Genomic DNA, 17,561 nt, shown 5'->3' with positions numbered 1-17,561 from the left:
TTGGGTTAAAAAGACGATCAATCATTCTCATTAAAAAACCATTTAAGGTTGCATTCGCTCTTTTAGGGTATGCTACGACTTGAAATTATCCAAATATAAAAAGGAATCATCATGCCTTTTGCCCCCACCCGTTCTTTGAAAGAAAAAAAGATTGATTTTATTGAAGCGATATTAAACCCCAACGCCCCAAAAGGCGGGCTTTACACTTTAGAGCATTTTGAAACATTACAATGGCAGGATTGTTTGAATCTGAGCTATAACGAGCTGGTAGAATGCGTGTTTGAGCGCTTGGGTTTAGAGATTCCTAAGGGTTTATTGACAAGCGCTTTAAAACGCTATGAAAATTTTGATAACCCTAAAAATCCAGCCCCTATTTTTGCGCTCAATGAAAGGCTTTTTGTCCAAGAGCTCTACCATGGGCCCAGTTTGGCGTTTAAAGACATGGCGTTACAGCCTTTAGCGAGTTTGTTTTCTAATCTAGCGGTAGGAAAAAATGAAAAGTATTTAATGCTCGTTTCTACCAGTGGCGATACCGGCCCTGCGACTTTAGAAAGTTTGGCGGGCATGCCTAATGTTTTTGTGGTGTGTTTATACCCCAAAGACGGCACAAGTTTAGTCCAAAAACTCCAAATGGTTACCCAAAACGCTAGCAATTTAAAGGTCTTTGGGATCAGTGGGGATTTTGATGATGCGCAAAACGCGCTCAAAAACCTTTTAAAAGACGATGATTTTAACGGCGCTTTAAAAGCACGCCAATTAAAATTAAGCGTGGCTAATTCCGTGAATTTTGGGCGCATCGCTTTTCAAATCGTCTATCACATTTGGGGCTTTTTAGAATTGTATAAAAAAGGCGCGATCAATTCTAAAGAAAAAATCACCCTAGCCATACCTAGTGGTAATTTTGGGAACGCTTTAGGGGCGTTTTATGCCAAAAAAATGGGCTTGAATATTGCTAAAATCAAGGTTGTAACTAACAGCAATGATGTTTTAAGGGAGTTTATAGAAACAGGGCGTTACGATTTAACCCACCGCTCTTTAAAGCAAACTTACTCGCCGGCTATGGATATTTTAAAAAGCTCTAATGTGGAAAGGGTGCTTTTTGATCTCTTTGGGTTTGAACGCACGCTAGAATTGATGCAAGCTTTAGAAGAAGAGAAGTTTTATGCATTAAAGCCTAAAGAATTAGCCCTTTTACAGGAGCATTTTTCTTGCGCAAGCTGCTCAGATGAAGCTTGTTTGAAAACCATCCAAGAAGTTTATGCCGAGCACCAATACCTGATTGACCCTCACACCGCCACCGCTTTAAACGCCAGCTTGAAAACTAGTGAAAAAACCCTTGTTTCTGCCACCGCCTCTTATGAAAAATTCCCTAAAACCACCCTTTTAGCCCTAAACGAGCAAAAGAAAAACGATAACGACAAAACCGCCCTAGAAACGCTTAAAAACAGCTACAATACCCCGGATAGCCAACGCATTGATGACTTGTTTGAAAGAGGAATCAAACACCAAGAAGTTTTAAAACTCAATGAGATCAAATCTTCTATCCTTTTGTGGCTAGAAAACACGCATTAAAGCTTTTTTTGAGCTTTTAACCTTAATAAGAGTTACATTTTAAGTTAAAACACACTATAATAAATAAACTCTAAACAAAAATTAAACTGAATGAAAGGAGTTTGAATGAAAAGAATCGTTTTAGTAGCGATAGCCTTACTGATGAGCGCTTGCGCGAGCTATAAGATCACGCCTGAACATGTTACTTCCTATAATAATGGGATTCAAGTGATGACCTCCACGCAAGCCAAGTCTAAAGTCCAGCTAGAAATCGCTCAAAGCAAATTGAAAGGTTTGAATGAATCCCCCTTAGTGCTGTATGTAGCGGCACAAGTTATAGAGGGAAATCCTGTAGTGTTTAGCCGTAAAGCCATTTCAGTGTCTATCAACCAAACGAATTTACCAGTCTTAAGCCTGAGACAGGTGATGAAATCCAGTTTTGATTTTGAGGGTATTTTACAAAGTTTTAATATCGCCGTGCCGACCACCCCTATTGATAATGTCAATATGATCACCCCGCCTATGTTTTATTACGGGCAAGGGGGATTTTTAGCTTATAACGGCATGATGTATGGGGGAATGGGCTTGTATGGGCCAGGCTTTGGCATGATGATGATGGATGATGTAGAAGAGCAAGAAGTCATGCAAGAAAGCCGCCAAGCTTTAAAAATCCTAGCGATCAATTACCTTAAGAAAAACACCCTTAATGTTGAGAACAAGGCTAAGGGAGGGTTTGTGGTAGTGGATACCAAAAACCTTAAAACCCCGGGTGTGGTGGTGGTTAAAGTCTTTTTAGAAGATGAAATCCACACCTTTAAGATTGATATTTCTAAGATGTGATTATCCCCTTTAAAACCTTTGGGTCAATCCACCTAAAGGTTTTTTCTTAATTTGGTTAAAAACCATTAAACCTTACTCCATTGTTTAGATTTTATCCCGCTAGTGCAAAAAACTCTGTCCTTTAGGTCGCGAGATGCAAGCGCATAGCCGTTAGGCTATATTCAAGCTAAAATAGGTTAAAATCCCCCTAATCTTTTATAGGGTAGGGAATATCCATGCAGACTATAAAGAGCCTTTCGTGTTAGCGTTCAATGGGAACGCCTTAAATTAGGAAGCCCCTTTCTTTAGAGAGAGTCACTCTCACGGCAAAAGGGGAGAAAAGCCCAACAATTAAACCCCCTTTTTTTGCGTTTATTTTTGAGAAGCTAAAAAATCCTGGATATTTTCTTTGGTTTTTTCTACTAAGGTTTTCAAGCTGTCGCTATACGCCCATGCGATATGGGGGGTTAAAAGCAATTTATTTTGGATTTTTGGGTTCAAAAACGCATGATCTTTTTCAAAAGGCTCTTTCACAAACACATCGCTCCCGTAATACAAATCTTTGGTTTCTAAAATTCCAGCCAGATCCTTTTCATTCACAATGCCCCCACGCCCCACATTGATTAAAATCGCCCCGTCTTTTAGGCTTTGCAATTCTTTTAGAGCGATTAAATCGCGCGTGCTTTCATTTAAGGGGGCATGAATGCTGATAATATCGCTTGTTGCGAGCAGGTTTTTTAAATTCAAGCGCTCATACTCTTCTTTTTTATCTTTAGGGGAATAATACACCACTTTTGCCCCAAAAGCTTGTGCGAGATTAGCGACTCTTTTACCGATTGTGCCTAAACCAATAACCCCCCATTGACTCCCTTTAATAAGCCCCATTTTAATGTCGCTAATGTGCGTAAAAATATCGCTTTGACTATATTCCCCGCTTTTGCAATAATGATCGTAATCATTAATCCTCCCCAATAAAGACAACGCGCACGCTAAAGTGTGTTGGGCTACGGATTCTGTAGAATAAGCGTTCACATTTTTGACTTCTATGCCTAAAGCTTTCGCACTTTTTATATCCACATTATCCGTGCCTGTAGCGGTGATGCAAATGAGTTTGAGTTTAGGCAATTGGCTTAAAATTTCTTGAGTGATAACGACTTTATTCAGCACCACAATCTCAGCCTCTTTGCAGTGCTCAACCACTTGATTAGGCGAAGTGATCTCATAAAAATCAAAATCCGCCACTTCTTTTAAAACTTTTAGTGCTTTTAACCCCACGCTTTTAGCGTCTAAGACCACGCCTTTTTTGAATGTTTTCATCTCTTTACTCCTAGATTTAATTTTAAAGTTATATAATTAAACCACAAAATCCTTTTTTAAAAGAAACTAAGCATGCCAAAACCCAAGAAAAACACCCTCCCTTGTAGCCTTTCTATCAAAATGTCTTATTTCATGCGTCTTCTCATTAAATGGCGCACCCGCTCTTTAAGCCATAAAATGATGACTCTGATTCAAATCTTAAGCATTCTGGCTTTAGCGAGCAAGGCCAGTGAAGATTTAGAAGAGCAACTCAAAAAAATCAAAGATTACATTTATAGAACCCTAAACGCTAAAATCGCCTCTGATGTGTATAACCGAGTGCTTATTTTAGTGAATGAATATTGCGCTAATGAAGAATTGTTTGATAAAGAGAGCGTTAAAATTTCAGATTTACTCATTCAAGACATTCAGCTTTACGCTTTAGTGGATGAAATGCTTAAAGAAGATAAATACCAAGTCCAGCACACCATTTTAAAGGGCATCATCAAACGCAAATACGATGAAGCCTACTCGCTCAATAGCGAAGACAGGATTCTTTTAGAATACCAAGAACGCTTGCTAGAACCCTCATACGCATCTTTTTCAAATAAAAAATTCAAATGATTTGAAAGCGTTACTTGCCCCACTTTTTAGGCTTTTATTGAAAAAGGGCTTTAAAATGAGCTAAAATTAGCGTTTCATTTGACAAATAAAGGGATTGAATGGCTTTTAAGGTGGTGCAAATTTGTGGGGGGCTTGGGAATCAAATGTTTCAATACGCTTTTGCTAAAAGTTTGCAAAAACACCTTAATACGCCTGTGCTATTAGATATTACTTCTTTTGGTTGGAGTAATAGGAAAATGCAATTAGAACTTTTCCCTATTGATTTGCCCTATGCGAGCGCGAAAGAAATCGCTATAGCTAAAATGCAACACCTCCCCAAGCTAGTAAAAAATGCGCTCAAATGCATGGGTTTTGATAGGGTGAGTCAAGAAATCGTTTTTGAATACGAGCCTGAATTACTAAAGCCAAGCCGCTTGACTTATTTTTTTGGCTATTTCCAAGATCCACGATATTTTGACGCTATATCCCCTTTAATCAAGCAAACCTTCACTCTACCCCCCCCCCCAGAAAATAATAAAAAAAAAGAGGAAGAATACCACCGCAAGCTTTCTTTGATTTTAGCCGCTAAAAACAGCGTGTTTGTGCATATAAGAAGAGGGGATTATGTGGGGATTGGCTGTCAGCTTGGTATTGATTATCAAAAAAAGGCGCTTGAGTATATGGCAAAGCGCGTGCCAAACATGGAGCTTTTTGTGTTTTGCGAAGACTTAGAATTCACAAAAAACCTTGATCTGGGCTACCCTTTTATGGACATGACCACTAGGGATAAAGAAGAAGAGGCGTATTGGGATATGCTGCTCATGCAATCTTGTCAGCATGGCATTATCGCTAACAGCACTTATAGCTGGTGGGCGGCTTATTTGATAAAAAATCCAGAAAAAATCATTATTGGACCCAAACACTGGCTTTTTGGGCATGAAAATATCCTTTGTGAGGAATGGGTGAAAATAGAATCCCATTTTGAGGTAAAATCCCAAAAGTATAACGCTTAAAGCGGCTTAAAAAAAAGGGTTTACTGGTGGTTTAAATCTTTGATTTTAGATCGGATTTCTTTATAGCGAGCGTCTAATTCTGATTTCCTGTCCATTGATATTTTGACAAACTCGCTTTCTTTTTCTATGCCGATAAATTGCCTCTCCAAAAGATTAGCCGCAATGCCTGTGGTAGAGCTCCCGCTAAAAGGATCGCCAATGAGGGAATTTTCATCGCTCGCCATTAAAAGTAAGCGCACTAATAAAGCGAGGGGTTTTTGAGTGGGGTGTTTGCCATTAACTTTTTCCCACGGAGCGATCGCTGGGAAACTCCACACATCGCGCATTTGCTTGTCGTTATTGATCTTTTTTAAAATTTCATAATTAAAAACATGCTTATGTTTGTGGCTTTTTCTCGCCCAAATGATTTGCTCAGCTGAATGCGTCAAATAACGGCAGCTAAAATTGGGAGGAGGGTTGGTCTTTTGCCAGGTGATGAGGTTTAAAATCTTAAAATCCAATTTTTGTAAAATGCGCCCCAAAGAAAAAAGATTGTGGTAAGTCCCGCTGATTAAAAGGCTTCCTGTGTTTTTTAAAGCCTTTTTGGCGTTGTTTATCCACTGGTAATTGAACTCATCAATATCATTGACGCTCTCTTCTTTATCCCAATCGCCTTTATTGACGCTCACGATTTTACCGCTCTGTATGCTTAAGCCGTCATTAGAAAGGAAATAGGGCGGATCAGCAAAAATCAAATCAAACCGGTTTTCAAATTGGGGCAAAACCTCATTACAATCCCCTTGATAAAGGGTGAAAAGCTGGTCTTGGCTTTTAAAAATGGGGCGAGAAAGATAAGGCGCTTCCATTTTTTATTCCGCTTGAATGCCTTTGTCTTTGATGTGTTTTTGCATTTCTTCATCATCTAGCACTTTATCAAAACTTTTCATCTCGATTGGCGTATCAAGCCCTTTACCAATCTGCTTGTTAATTTCTTCCATAAAAGGCTTAAAATCCACCGGACTTTGTTCTACAAGCATGTTAAGTGTGGGTATATTAATCTCTCTTTCCCTAGCTGGTAACAAGATTTTGGAGTTTGAAATCTCAGATTCTAGCTTGATCACCCCTATACCAAAGCTTTGGTTGAGTCGCCTCAATTCGTCTAAAACATCCTTCTCATCCTTCTTATCAATACTTTTTACTACCAAATACCCCTCATTAGCCCAAGTAGAATTGCTCACCGCTTGAAAATAGCTCTCTTTTAAATTGGTAAGTTTAAGATTAACTTTAAGCTCAAAGGAAAAAAGCTTGTGTTTTTTTTGACCGGTATGGTGTAAAAATTTCAAAATTTCTCCGTCATATTTATCAAAGGGAGAATATTTATTATAGGGAAAATACACGCCCACGATGTCAGGATAATTCCACTCACACTTGCCTTTTTTGTCTTTTAGGCACTTTTCATGATAGATGGTTTTGCATTGGAGATTGAAATCTGGATTTTCATAGAGAAATTTCACAAGCAGTGGGTGTAAATCCCTTTCGTTAAAAGAGGTTTCTTGTTTTTTGGCTGTGCCTGAACACTCGCTCTGTTCATCATCTTCGGCGTTTGAGGTTTCTTGTGGTGGAAATTCTCTTTCACGAGATTTGAGCCAATAGAAAAAGGCTCCTCTCTCTTTGCGTGCAACATAGAATTGCTTGTCTTCCTCTTTAATGTTGTGCTCACCAAGCTGACTCCCAAGACTATGAGAAAGTATTTTTCCGTCGTTGCATTCTTTATCCAATCCCATTTCACAAGCTTTCTCAAAAATTTCTTTAACGCTCAAAGGCTTCCCTGCTTGTTCTAAAACTTTTTTACCTAATTCTATGTAAGTCATGTTCTTTCTTTTTTGCGATTATGAGCAGAGACGATTATACTCAAAATGTTTGAAAATACCGCAACCCTTATAGGGTTTAGGCTGGGTGTCTCTCTTCACCCAACCTAAAATTTGTATTTGTAAAATCTGTAAAAGGAGTGTCGTAAAAGGAATGCTTAGAAACTATGGTGTCTCGTTAATACATTCTAAACAAAAAGTTTTTAAAGGCAAAAAGGCTGGCGGACAGGGAGGGATTCGAACCCTCGGTAACCTTGACGGCTACGCATCCTTAGCAGGGATGTGGTTTCAGCCAACTCACCCACCTGTCCTTTAAAAAGTAGAATTATAGTAAAAATAAGTTAAAATAAACCTTAAACTTTAATGGTTTCTAAACAAAACTAAGGGCTTTTATATTACAATTTTAAATTATGGATTAATAAAATTTAAAGGATAACACCATGCAATACGCACTATTATTTCCAGGGCAAGGCTCGCAATGTATAGGAATGGGAAAATCATTCTATGAGAGCCACACCCTAGCTAAAGAATTGTTTGAAAGGGCTTCTAACGCGCTTAAAGTGGATATGAAAAAAACGCTTTTTGAAGAAAATGAGCTTTTAAAAGAGAGCGCTTACACCCAGCCTGCCATTTATTTAGTGAGCTATATCGCTTACCAATTGCTCAACAAGCAAGTCAATGGGGGGTTAAAACCCGTTTTTGCTTTAGGGCATTCGCTCGGCGAAGTGAGCGCAGTGTCTTTGAGTGGGGCGCTAGATTTTGAAAAAGCCCTTAAACTCACGCACCAAAGAGGCAAAATGATGCAAGAAGCGTGCGCGAATAAAGACGCTTCCATGATGGTCGTTTTAGGCGTTTCTGAAGAAAGCCTTTTGAGTTTGTGTCAAAGAACCAAAAATGTGTGGTGCGCGAATTTCAATGGCGGCATGCAAGTGGTTTTAGCTGGGATTAAAGATGATTTGAAAGCTCTAGAGCCGACTTTAAAGGAAATGGGGGCTAAAAGGGTAGTTTTTTTAGAAATGAGCGTGGCAAGCCATTGCCCTTTTTTAGAGCCTATGACTTTTAAATTCCAGGAATTGCTAGAAAAAAGCTTAAAAGATAAATTCCATTTTGAAATCATCTCCAATGCGACTAACGAAGCGTATCATAGCAAAGCAAAAGCCGTTGAATTATTGAGCTTGCAACTCACTCAGCCGGTGCGTTATCAAGACTGCGTGAAATCCAATAATGACCGAGTGGATGTCTTTTTTGAATTAGGCTGTGGGAGTGTGTTAAAGGGGCTTAACAAGCGATTGAGCAACAAGCCCACCATAAGCGTGGGGGATAATAAAGGGCTTGATGAAGCGATTGAATTTTTAGAAGAATACGTGTGATTGGGAGAAAATGGTGCAAAAAATTGGCATTTTAGGAGCGATGAGAGAAGAAATAACCCCTATTTTAGAATTGTTTGGCGTGGATTTTGAAGAGATCCCTTTAGGGGGGAATGTTTTCCATAAAGGCGTTTATCATGATAAGGAAATCATTGTCGCTTATAGCAAGATTGGCAAGGTGCATTCCACTTTAACCACAACGAGCATGATTTTAGCGTTTGGCGTTCAAAAGGTGCTTTTTAGTGGGGTGGCTGGAAGCTTAAATAAAGACTTAAAAATCAATGATTTGTTAGTGGCTATTCAATTAGTCCAGCATGATGTGGATTTGAGCGCGTTTAACCACCCTTTAGGGTTCATCCCAGAAAGCGCGATTTTTATTGAAACGAGCGAAAGTTTAAACTCTTTAGCTAAAAAAGTCGCTAATGAGCAACACATCGCGCTCAAAGAAGGCGTCATCGCATCAGGCGATCAGTTTGTGCATAGCAAAGAAAGGAAAGAGTTTTTAGTTAGCGAGTTTAAAGCGAGCGCGGTGGAAATGGAGGGGGCGAGCGTGGCGTTTGTGTGCCAAAAATTTGGCGTGCCATGCTGTGTGCTAAGGAGCATTAGCGATAACGCTGATGAGGAGGCTAACATGAGCTTTGATGCGTTTTTAGAAAAAAGCGCTCAAACTTCAGCGAAATTCCTAAAAAGCATGGTGGATAAGCTTTAGGGTTTGTTTTTACCAAACGCAAACCATTAAAACCCTATTTTTAAAGAATGGGGGTTTAAATTTTATTTTAAACTCATTTTATAATTAGAATTTAAGCTATTTTTTAGTAAAATAACAAAGGATTAGGTGTATCTTATCTTATAGACCTAGCTTTTGATTGAAAGCATGGGTTCTTTATTTTATGGAGTGTTCAATGAAAAAGAAAGCTAACGAAGAAAAAGCCCCAAAAAAAAACAAAACAGAAGCCACACAAGAAAATAAAGCCAAAGAAAACAAAATTAAAGAAAGCAAAATTAAAGAAGCTAAAATCAAAGAAAGCAAAATCAAAGAAACTAAAGCGAAAGAACCTGTTCCTGTTAAAAAGCTTAGTTTTAATGAAGCGTTAGAAGAATTGTTCGCCAATTCCTTAAGCGATTGCGTTTCTTATGAGTCTATCATTCAAATCAGCGCGAAAGTCCCCACTCTAGCCCAAGTCAAAAAAATCAAAGAATTGTGCCAAAAATACCAAAAGAAATTAGTCAGCTCTTCAGAATACGCTAAAAAACTCAATGCGATTGACAAGATTAAAAAAACTGAAGAAAAGCAAAAAGTTTTAGATGAAGAATTAGAAGATGGCTATGACTTTTTGAAAGAAAAGGATTTTTTAGAGTGGAGCAGAAGCGATAGCCCGGTGCGCATGTATTTGCGCGAGATGGGGGATATAAAACTTTTAAGCAAAGATGAAGAGATTGAATTGAGCAAGCAAATCCGCTTGGGCGAAGACATTATTTTAGACGCGATTTGCTCGGTGCCGTATTTGATTGATTTTATTTATGCGTATAAAGACGCTTTAATCAATCGTGAAAGAAGGGTTAAAGAGCTTTTCAGGAGCTTTGATGATGACGATGAAAATAGCGTGAGCGATCCTAAAAAAGATGACGACAGCGAAGAAGATGAAGAAAACGAAGAAAGGAAAAAAGTCGTTTCTGAAAAAGACAGGAAGCGTGTAGAAAAGGTTCAAGAAAGCTTTAAAGCCCTAGATAAGGCTAAAAAAGAATGGCTCAAAGCCCTTGAAGCCCCTGTAGATGAAAAAGAAGATGAGCTAGTGCGTTTATTGACCCTAGCTTACAAACGCCAAACGCTCAAAGACAGACTCTATGATTTAGAACCTACCAGCAAACTGATCAATGAATTAGTCAAAACGATGGAAACCACTTTAAAAAGTGGCGATGGGTTTGAAAAAGAGTTGAAACGCTTGGAATACAAACTGCCCTTATTCAATGACACTTTGATCGCAAACCATAAAAAAATCCTTGCTAACATCACTAACATGACTAAAGAGGACATTATCGCTCAAGTGCCAGAAGCGACTATGGTGAGCGTGTATATGGATCTTAAAAAGCTTTTTTTAACTAAAGAAGCGAGCGAAGAGGGCTTTGATTTAGACCCTAACAAGCTAAAAGAAATTTTAGAGCAAATCAAAAGAGGGAAATTGATTTCCGATCGTGCTAAAAACAAAATGGCTAAATCCAATTTAAGGTTGGTGGTGAGCATCGCTAAGCGATTCACGAGCAGAGGCTTACCATTCTTGGATTTGATTCAAGAGGGTAATATTGGCTTGATGAAAGCAGTGGATAAGTTTGAGCATGAAAAGGGCTTCAAGTTTTCTACCTATGCGACCTGGTGGATCAAACAAGCTATCAGCAGAGCCATAGCCGATCAAGCCCGCACTATCCGCATCCCCATTCACATGATTGACACCATTAATCGCATCAATAAAGTCATGCGCAAACACATTCAAGAAAACGGCAAAGAGCCTGATTTGGAAGTGGTGGCTGAAGAAGTGGGGCTTTCGTTAGATAAAGTGAAGAATGTGATTAAGGTTACTAAAGAGCCTATCAGTTTGGAAACCCCAGTCGGCAATGATGATGACGGCAAATTTGGGGATTTCGTGGAAGATAAAAATATCGTTAGCTCCATTGATCACATCATGCGAGAAGATTTGAAAGCGCAAATTGAAAGCGTTTTGGATCAGTTGAATGAGCGAGAAAAAGCGGTGATCCGCATGCGTTTTGGGCTTTTAGACGATGAAAGCGATCGCACTTTAGAAGAGATTGGCAAGGAATTGAATGTTACTAGAGAAAGGGTGCGCCAGATTGAAAGCTCTGCGATTAAAAAATTGAGAAGCCCGCAATATGGGCGCATTTTAAGAAACTATTTGCGCATTTGATGTTAAGGTTTCTCTAAAGCATGCGTTATTTTCTTGTAGTTTTCTTGTTTTTGTTTGTGGGTTGCATGCAAAAGGATTTCACGCTCAAAGATTTATCCTTGCCCCAAGAGGCTTCAAGCTATCTTGCAAGCTCTCAAAATGGCGGTAATAATATTGACCCCCAAACGATAAGAGAAAATCTAAAAGAGAGCTATCTCAAAGCGTGGTATTCCCCATGGCTAGACATGAAAGTCAAAAGCAATAAAAAAGAAGTGTTTTGGATCCTTAAGGAGATGAATAAATCCACCGGTTATGGCGAAGATCTAAAACCCAACGCAAAAGCTTTCAATGATGAGCTCATTAAAAACATGGATATTGAGCATTACCCTAGCGTTAAGATTAAGGCTGTTGTAGCGCGAGATAGCGATGTTAGGGCTGTGCCTACCAACAAGCCTTTTTACCTCTCTCAAAAAGGCTACCCTTTTGACAGGTATCAAAATTCATTGATTTTTCAAGGCACGCCGGTTTTAATCACGCATTTCAACACGGATAAAACTTACGCCCACATTCAAAGCAGTTTTGTTTATGGTTGGATCAAAGTTAGCGATTTAGCTTACATGCATGATAAAGACATAGAGCTTTTAACTCATCTTAAAGATTATGTCATGCCTATAAAGGATAAAATCCCCCTTTATACAGACTATGGGGATTTTTACACCAATGCCAGAGTGGGCGAATTGTTCGCTCTCATCCCCCAAAGTCAAAAAACGCCCGAAAAATCCCCAAAAAAGGGATTAAAAGCCTATGGTTTTTTGAGGGATGCTAAGGGCTATGCAACTTTACAAAGCGTGATTTTAGAAGAAAAGGATTTTTTTGTTTTCCCTAAAGCTTTTACTAGCGAGAACATGGCGTATTTTATAGACACCATGCTAGGGCAAAAATACGGCTGGGGTGGGCTATTGGGTAATAGGGATTGCTCGGCTTTCACTAGGGATAGTTTTGCTAATTTTGGAATTTTACTCCCCAGAAATTCCTACGCACAAAGCCGTTATGCGAACAATTATGTGGATTTAAGCTCCATGAAGGCCAAAGAAAAAGAAAACTACATCCTTAAAAACGCCACGCCTTTTGGAACGCTCATCTATTTAAAAGGGCATATCATGCTCTATTTAGGCGCACACAACCATCAAGCGATAGTCGCTCACAGCATTTGGTCGGTGCAAACCCAAAAGCATTTTAAAACCTTGAGCCATAAAATAGGAGGCGTGGTGATCACTTCATTATGGCTAGCTGAAGAACATAACGGGGCGTTTTCTAAAAAGAAATTATTGATTGATAGGGTGCTTGGAATGAGCGATTTGAAAGATTTTGTCAATAAAACTTCAAGCCCTTTGAAGGCGAATTGATTTTCTTATACTATGATTACGATTTATCAATTTAAAACATTTGGAGAAAGACAATGAGTATGGAATTTGATGCTGTGATTATTGGAGGTGGGGTTTCAGGGTGTGCGACCTTTTATACTTTGAGCGAATACAGCTCTTTAAAACGCGTGGCTATCGTGGAAAAATGCTCTAAATTAGCTCAAATCAGCTCCAGCGCTAAGGCTAATTCACAAACCATTCATGATGGCTCTATTGAAACGAATTACACTCCCGAAAAAGCTAAAAAAGTGCGTTTGAGCGCTTATAAAACCAGGCAATACGCGCTCAATAAAGGCTTGCAAAATGAAGTGATTTTTGAAACCCAGAAAATGGCTATAGGCGTGGGCGATGAAGAATGCGAGTTCATGAAAAAACGCTACGAATCCTTTAAAGAAATCTTTGTGGGGTTAGAAGAATTTAACAAACAAAAGATTAAAGAATTAGAGCCTAATGTGATTTTAGGGGCTAATGGCATAGACAGGCATGAAAACATTATCGGGCATGGGTATCAAAAAGATTGGAGCACCATGAATTTTGCGAAGTTGAGCGAAAACTTCGTTGAAGAAGCCCTAAAATTAAAGCCTAACAACCAGGTGTTTTTGAATTTCAAAGTGAAAAAGATTGAAAAACGCAACGACACTTACGCGCTCATTTCAGAAGACACTGAAGAAGTGTATGCTAAATTCGTGCTAGTCAATGCCGGCTCTTACGCTTTGCCTTTGGCTCAGAGCATGGGTTATGGCCTGGATTTAGGGTGCTTGCCTGTGGCGGGTAGCTTTTATTTTGTGCCGGATTTATTAAGGGGTAAGGTTTATACCGTTCAAAACCCTAAACTCCCTTTTGCAGCCGTGCATGGCGACCCTGATGCCGTCATTAAAGGAAAAACACGAATCGGGCCTACGGCTTTAACGATGCCTAAATTAGAACGAAACAAATGCTGGCTTAAGGGCATTAGCTTGGAATTGTTGAAAATGGATTTGAATAAAGATGTGTTTAAGATTGCGTTTGATTTGATGAGCGATAAAGAAATCCGTAATTATGTGTTTAAAAACATGGTTTTTGAATTACCCGTTATCGGTAAAAGGAAATTTTTAAAAGACGCTCAAAAAATCATCCCCTCTCTTAGCCTAGAAGATTTAGAATACGCTCATGGTTTTGGCGAAGTGCGCCCGCAAGTTTTAGACAGAACCAAGCAAAAGTTAGAATTAGGCGAAAAAAAGATTTGCACCCATAAAGGCATCACTTTTAACATGACCCCTTCTCCAGGTGCGACGAGTTGCTTGCAAAACGCCCTTGTGGACTCTCAAGAAATCGCTGCGTATTTGGGCGAGAGCTTTGAATTAGAACGCTTCTATAAAGATTTATCCCCAGAAGAATTGGAAAATTAAAACGCATGCAAAAAGAACAAGAAGCCCTAGAGATCGCTAAAAAAGCCGTTAAAATCGTGTTTTTTTTAGGGCTTGTGGTGGTGCTTTTGATGATGATAAACCTTTACATGCTCATCAATCAAATCAACGCGAGCGCTCAAATGAGCCACCAAATTAAAAAGATAGAAGAAAGGCTTAATCAGGAGCAAAAATAAAGGCTTTTTGGTATTTTTACGATCAAATAGTAAAGAACCTATTTTTTATCAAGCGGTCTTTTGGGGATTTAGTTAAAAGAAAATTTTTAAACTTTAAACTTTCCTTAAATTCAGCAATATTTAAGCTTATTTCCTTATAATATTCGCTTTAATTTTATCAAAGGATTCTCATGACAAAGACTGCTAAAGTCAATGACATCGTTCATGATTGGGTCGTTTTAGACGCTAAAGACAAAGTTTTTGGTCGCTTGATCACTGAAATCGCTGTGCTTTTAAGAGGCAAACACCGCCCTTTTTACACCCCTAATGTGGATTGTGGGGATTTTGTGGTGGTTATCAACGCTAATAAGGTTAAATTTTCAGGCATGAAATTAGAGGATAAAGAGTATTTCACCCATTCAGGCTATTTTGGTAGCACTAAGAGCAAGACTCTCCAAGAAATGCTAGAAAAAACCCCCGAAAAGCTCTACCACTTAGCCGTTAGGGGCATGCTCCCTAAAACGAAATTAGGGAAAGCGATGATTAAAAAACTCAAAGTTTATCGTGATGATAAGCACCCTCACACCGCACAAACTAGCAAAAAGGACGCTAAATGAGAAAAATCTATGCTACCGGTAAAAGAAAAACCGCTATCGCTAAAGTGTGGCTCACTCCGGGTAAAGGCGAATTGAGTATCAATGAACAGAGCTTGAATCAATGGTTAGGCGGGCATGAAGCCATTAAAATGAAAGTCATGCAGCCCTTACTTTTAACCAAACAAGAGCAATCTGTGGATATTAAAGCGGTGGTTTTTGGGGGGGGCTACTCAGCACAAGCGGAAGCCTTAAGGCATGGCATCTCTAAAGCTTTGAACGCTTATGATATTGCTTTTAGAGCCGTTTTAAAACCTAAAGGCTTGCTCACTAGGGATTCAAGGGTGGTTGAACGCAAAAAATATGGTAAAAGAAAGGCTAGAAGAAGCCCGCAATTCTCCAAAAGGTAATTTTTATTTCTTTTTGCCTCTCCTTTGGGGGGAGCTTTGGAGAGCTTTGGCCCTCTTTTATTTTCTGCTTTTTTGTTCTCTCTTGTTTTATTAAAATTTCAAATATAATGTATAATAATCATTCTCTATCACTTAGTTTTAAAAGGGCAAAAGGAATGAGATCTACAAGAATTGGTTCTAAAATTGTCATGATGGTGTGTGCGGTTGTCATTGCGATTAGTGCTGTTATGGGCGTTATTATCAGCTACAAGGTTGAAAGCGTGTTGCAAAGCCAAGCCACAGAATTGCTGCAAAAAAAAGCTCAGTTAGTCAGTTTTAAAATTCAAGGCATTATTAAGCGCATTTTTATTGGCGCTAACACCCTTGAAAAATTTTTAAGCGATGAAAATAGCACTATCAACGACACCCTAAAAAGGCGCATGCTCTCTGAGTTTTTGCTAGCAAACCCTCATGTGTTATTGATTAGCGCGATTTATACGAATAATAATGAACGAATTATCACTGCTATGAATTTGGATTCAAAAATCGCCTACCCTAATACCGCACTCAATGAAAATATGACCAATCAAATCCATTCGCTCAAAGATACAACCCATTCAGATCCCTACTATAAAGAAATTAATGGCAATAAAATCTATGGCATGGATATTACCCTCCCCCTAATGGGTAAGAATCAAAAGATTATAGGCGCGCTGAACCTCTTTTTAAACATTGACGCTTTTTATACGGATGTGGTAGGCAAGAAAAAGAGTAACACCTTTTTAATGGGGAAAGATGGCAGGCTTTTAATCAACCCTAATCATAAGATCCAAGATAAGATTTTAAGCGCTATCAATCCGGATAAAAGAGTCGCTAAAGCTGTGGAGTATTACAATCAAAACGAAGCAGGCACTTTGAGCTACCATTCATTGAGCGGGAATACAGAAACCTTTTTAGCCATACAGCCCTTTGATTTTTTTGAAGGAAAAGGGAATAACGGCAATCAGTGGCGTTGGGCAATTGGGAAATATGTCAATAAATCTTTAGTCTTTAAAGAAGCCACAAACACCAAATTCATTATTATCACCACTTTGATTTTAGGCGTGCTGGTGTTAGCCCTTTTAGTCTTTATCATTATTTCTAGTCTTATAACCAAACGCATCAGTAGGGTCAATAACACCCTAAACGATTTTTTCAACTTGCTTAACAACCCCAAAAACAACCATGCCATAAGCCTAACGCCCCCAAGCGCTTATGATGAAATCGGGCAAATGCAAGCTTCTATCAATGAAAACATTCTTAAAACCCAAGAAAGCATTCAAGCCGATAATAAAGCCATTCAAAACAGCATTGAAGTAACAAACCATGTGGAAAATGGGGATTTCACGCAAGAAATCGCATGCGTGCCTAAAAATAAAGATTTGCAAGCCCTAAAAAATACGATTAATAGCATTATCCAGTATTTTCGTAACCAAATTGGTGCCAATATTGAAGCCCTAAATAACGCCCTAGAGCATTATAAAAACCTGGATTTCACCCACCACATCCAAAATCCTAAAGCCAACATGGAAAAAGCGCTCAACACTTTAGGGCAAGAAATTTCTAGCATGCTTAAAGCTTCTTTAGGGTTTGCAAACGCGCTCAATCATGAATCCAAAGATTTAAAAACTTGCGTGGATAACTTGACTAAAACCGCTCACAAACAAGAAAGAAGCCTGAAAAACACCACTCAATCCCTAGAAGAAATCACTAATATTATTACAACCATTGATTCTAAAAGCCAAGAGATGATCTCTCAAGGCGAAGACATTAAAAGCGTGGTGGATATGATTAGAGATATTGCCGATCAAACCAATCTATTAGCCCTAAATGCTGCTATTGAAGCCGCAAGGGCCGGCGAGCATGGCAGAGGCTTTGCGGTGGTGGCTGATGAGGTGAGGAAGCTCGCTGAAAGGACGCAAAAATCGCTCAGCGAAATTGAAGCTAATATTAATATTTTAGTTCAAAGCATTGCCGATAACGCTGAATCTATTAAAATGCAAAACAAGGGCGTAGAAAACATCCACAACTCCATTAACGCCTTGCAACAAGATGTGCAGGATAATTTGACTATCGCTAACCATTCTTTACAAGTCAGCACCAAAATTGATGGGATCTCCCAAGATATTTTAGAAGATGTGAGCAAGAAGAAATTTTAATTT

Annotated in this window: 16 protein-coding genes and 1 tRNA gene; 13 read left to right on the top strand and 4 right to left on the bottom strand. The window is 38.9% G+C overall.

The annotated features are described in order from the left end of the window. The first annotated feature begins 111 nt into the window (after positions 1 to 111). On the top strand, positions 112 to 1,572 hold the full coding sequence (thrC, locus tag P6280_RS02295) for a threonine synthase (protein WP_283236872.1): 1,461 nt from the start codon (positions 112 to 114) through the stop codon (positions 1,570 to 1,572). Positions 1,573 to 1,677: 105 nt separating this feature from the next. Then, positions 1,678 to 2,391 (top strand): hypothetical protein, encoded by a 714-nt coding sequence (locus P6280_RS02290; RefSeq protein ID WP_283236871.1) that lies wholly within the window; start codon positions 1,678 to 1,680, stop codon positions 2,389 to 2,391. A 351-nt stretch (positions 2,392 to 2,742) separates the two neighbouring features. Here the strand turns inward: P6280_RS02290 and P6280_RS02285 are convergent, their stop codons facing one another. Then, positions 2,743 to 3,687: a D-2-hydroxyacid dehydrogenase gene (locus tag P6280_RS02285; protein WP_283236870.1), complete on the bottom strand. Its 945-nt coding sequence runs from the start codon at positions 3,685 to 3,687 to the stop codon at positions 2,743 to 2,745. A gap of 72 nt (positions 3,688 to 3,759) precedes the next feature. Between P6280_RS02285 and P6280_RS02280 the strand changes: the two genes are divergently transcribed. Next, on the top strand, positions 3,760 to 4,290 hold the full coding sequence (locus tag P6280_RS02280) for a hypothetical protein (RefSeq protein WP_001125771.1): 531 nt from the start codon (positions 3,760 to 3,762) through the stop codon (positions 4,288 to 4,290). A 98-nt stretch (positions 4,291 to 4,388) separates the two neighbouring features. Further along, on the top strand, positions 4,389 to 5,282 hold the full coding sequence (locus tag P6280_RS02275) for an alpha-1,2-fucosyltransferase (protein ID WP_349306358.1): 894 nt from the start codon (positions 4,389 to 4,391) through the stop codon (positions 5,280 to 5,282). A gap of 20 nt (positions 5,283 to 5,302) precedes the next feature. On the opposite strand, the gene P6280_RS02270 is transcribed toward P6280_RS02275, so the two are convergent. The 3 genes from P6280_RS02270 to P6280_RS02260 form a co-directional block, all read right to left on the bottom strand. Continuing rightward, on the bottom strand, positions 5,303 to 6,127 hold the full coding sequence (locus P6280_RS02270) for a DNA-methyltransferase (protein ID WP_283236869.1): 825 nt from the start codon (positions 6,125 to 6,127) through the stop codon (positions 5,303 to 5,305). Positions 6,128 to 6,130: 3 nt separating this feature from the next. Continuing rightward, positions 6,131 to 7,132: an HTH domain-containing protein gene (locus P6280_RS02265; RefSeq protein ID WP_283236868.1), complete on the bottom strand. Its 1,002-nt coding sequence runs from the start codon at positions 7,130 to 7,132 to the stop codon at positions 6,131 to 6,133. Between the two features lie 216 nt (positions 7,133 to 7,348). Beyond that, positions 7,349 to 7,440 (bottom strand) — tRNA-Ser (locus tag P6280_RS02260). Between the two features lie 129 nt (positions 7,441 to 7,569). Here P6280_RS02260 and fabD point away from each other — a divergent pair. From fabD to tlpC, 9 genes are all read left to right on the top strand, one after another. After that, entirely contained in the window at positions 7,570 to 8,499 is a 930-nt protein-coding gene (gene fabD, locus P6280_RS02255; RefSeq protein WP_001199043.1) for an ACP S-malonyltransferase, read from the top strand. A gap of 10 nt (positions 8,500 to 8,509) precedes the next feature. Continuing rightward, the gene (locus P6280_RS02250; RefSeq protein WP_283236867.1) at positions 8,510 to 9,205 is read left to right on the top strand and encodes a 5'-methylthioadenosine/adenosylhomocysteine nucleosidase; all 696 of its coding nucleotides are present in this window, start codon (positions 8,510 to 8,512) and stop codon (positions 9,203 to 9,205) included. A gap of 193 nt (positions 9,206 to 9,398) precedes the next feature. Next, complete coding sequence (gene rpoD / locus P6280_RS02245; protein WP_283236866.1) at positions 9,399 to 11,414, top strand: RNA polymerase sigma factor RpoD; 2,016 nt, start codon at positions 9,399 to 9,401, stop codon at positions 11,412 to 11,414. 20 nt (positions 11,415 to 11,434) lie between these two features. Beyond that, the gene (locus tag P6280_RS02240; RefSeq protein WP_283236865.1) at positions 11,435 to 12,799 is read left to right on the top strand and encodes an SH3 domain-containing C40 family peptidase; all 1,365 of its coding nucleotides are present in this window, start codon (positions 11,435 to 11,437) and stop codon (positions 12,797 to 12,799) included. A gap of 53 nt (positions 12,800 to 12,852) precedes the next feature. Beyond that, entirely contained in the window at positions 12,853 to 14,205 is a 1,353-nt protein-coding gene (locus tag P6280_RS02235) for an FAD-dependent oxidoreductase (RefSeq protein ID WP_283236864.1), read from the top strand. Positions 14,206 to 14,210: 5 nt separating this feature from the next. Then, a complete protein-coding gene (locus P6280_RS02230; RefSeq protein ID WP_001168417.1) occupies positions 14,211 to 14,399 on the top strand; it encodes a DUF5408 family protein in 189 nt (62 codons plus the stop codon). A gap of 170 nt (positions 14,400 to 14,569) precedes the next feature. Further along, complete coding sequence (gene rplM, locus P6280_RS02225) at positions 14,570 to 14,995, top strand: 50S ribosomal protein L13 (RefSeq protein ID WP_120842100.1); 426 nt, start codon at positions 14,570 to 14,572, stop codon at positions 14,993 to 14,995. Continuing rightward, on the top strand, positions 14,992 to 15,381 hold the full coding sequence (gene rpsI / locus P6280_RS02220; RefSeq protein WP_001227270.1) for a 30S ribosomal protein S9: 390 nt from the start codon (positions 14,992 to 14,994) through the stop codon (positions 15,379 to 15,381). Before rplM ends, rpsI begins: the two co-directional genes overlap by 4 nt. A gap of 155 nt (positions 15,382 to 15,536) precedes the next feature. Beyond that, complete coding sequence (gene tlpC / locus P6280_RS02215) at positions 15,537 to 17,558, top strand: methyl-accepting chemotaxis protein TlpC (protein ID WP_283236863.1); 2,022 nt, start codon at positions 15,537 to 15,539, stop codon at positions 17,556 to 17,558. Positions 17,559 to 17,561: the final 3 nt, after the last annotated feature.

The organism is Helicobacter sp. 219-2 (assembly GCF_030053225.1).
Taxonomy (GTDB): domain Bacteria; phylum Campylobacterota; class Campylobacteria; order Campylobacterales; family Helicobacteraceae; genus Helicobacter; species Helicobacter pylori_C.
The sequence above is the reverse complement of the archived record's forward strand: the minus strand, read 5'-3'. Positions and strand labels throughout refer to the sequence as shown.

Excerpts from the sequence above, each read along its gene's own strand:
- fabD (WP_001199043.1), top strand. The coding sequence starts at position 7,570 with ATGCAATACGCACTATTATTTCCAGGGCAAGGCTCGCAATGTATAGGA.
- P6280_RS02250 (WP_283236867.1), top strand. The coding sequence starts at position 8,510 with ATGGTGCAAAAAATTGGCATTTTAGGAGCGATGAGAGAAGAAATAACC.
- thrC (WP_283236872.1), top strand. The coding sequence starts at position 112 with ATGCCTTTTGCCCCCACCCGTTCTTTGAAAGAAAAAAAGATTGATTTT.
- rpsI (WP_001227270.1), top strand. The coding sequence starts at position 14,992 with ATGAGAAAAATCTATGCTACCGGTAAAAGAAAAACCGCTATCGCTAAA.
- P6280_RS02275 (WP_349306358.1), top strand. The coding sequence starts at position 4,389 with ATGGCTTTTAAGGTGGTGCAAATTTGTGGGGGGCTTGGGAATCAAATG.
- P6280_RS02240 (WP_283236865.1), top strand. The coding sequence starts at position 11,435 with ATGCGTTATTTTCTTGTAGTTTTCTTGTTTTTGTTTGTGGGTTGCATG.
- P6280_RS02290 (WP_283236871.1), top strand. The coding sequence starts at position 1,678 with ATGAAAAGAATCGTTTTAGTAGCGATAGCCTTACTGATGAGCGCTTGC.
- P6280_RS02265 (WP_283236868.1), bottom strand. The coding sequence starts at position 7,132 with ATGACTTACATAGAATTAGGTAAAAAAGTTTTAGAACAAGCAGGGAAG.
- rpoD (WP_283236866.1), top strand. The coding sequence starts at position 9,399 with ATGAAAAAGAAAGCTAACGAAGAAAAAGCCCCAAAAAAAAACAAAACA.
- tlpC (WP_283236863.1), top strand. The coding sequence starts at position 15,537 with ATGAGATCTACAAGAATTGGTTCTAAAATTGTCATGATGGTGTGTGCG.
- P6280_RS02270 (WP_283236869.1), bottom strand. The coding sequence starts at position 6,127 with ATGGAAGCGCCTTATCTTTCTCGCCCCATTTTTAAAAGCCAAGACCAG.
- P6280_RS02280 (WP_001125771.1), top strand. The coding sequence starts at position 3,760 with ATGCCAAAACCCAAGAAAAACACCCTCCCTTGTAGCCTTTCTATCAAA.
- rplM (WP_120842100.1), top strand. The coding sequence starts at position 14,570 with ATGACAAAGACTGCTAAAGTCAATGACATCGTTCATGATTGGGTCGTT.
- P6280_RS02235 (WP_283236864.1), top strand. The coding sequence starts at position 12,853 with ATGAGTATGGAATTTGATGCTGTGATTATTGGAGGTGGGGTTTCAGGG.
- P6280_RS02230 (WP_001168417.1), top strand. The coding sequence starts at position 14,211 with ATGCAAAAAGAACAAGAAGCCCTAGAGATCGCTAAAAAAGCCGTTAAA.
- P6280_RS02285 (WP_283236870.1), bottom strand. The coding sequence starts at position 3,687 with ATGAAAACATTCAAAAAAGGCGTGGTCTTAGACGCTAAAAGCGTGGGG.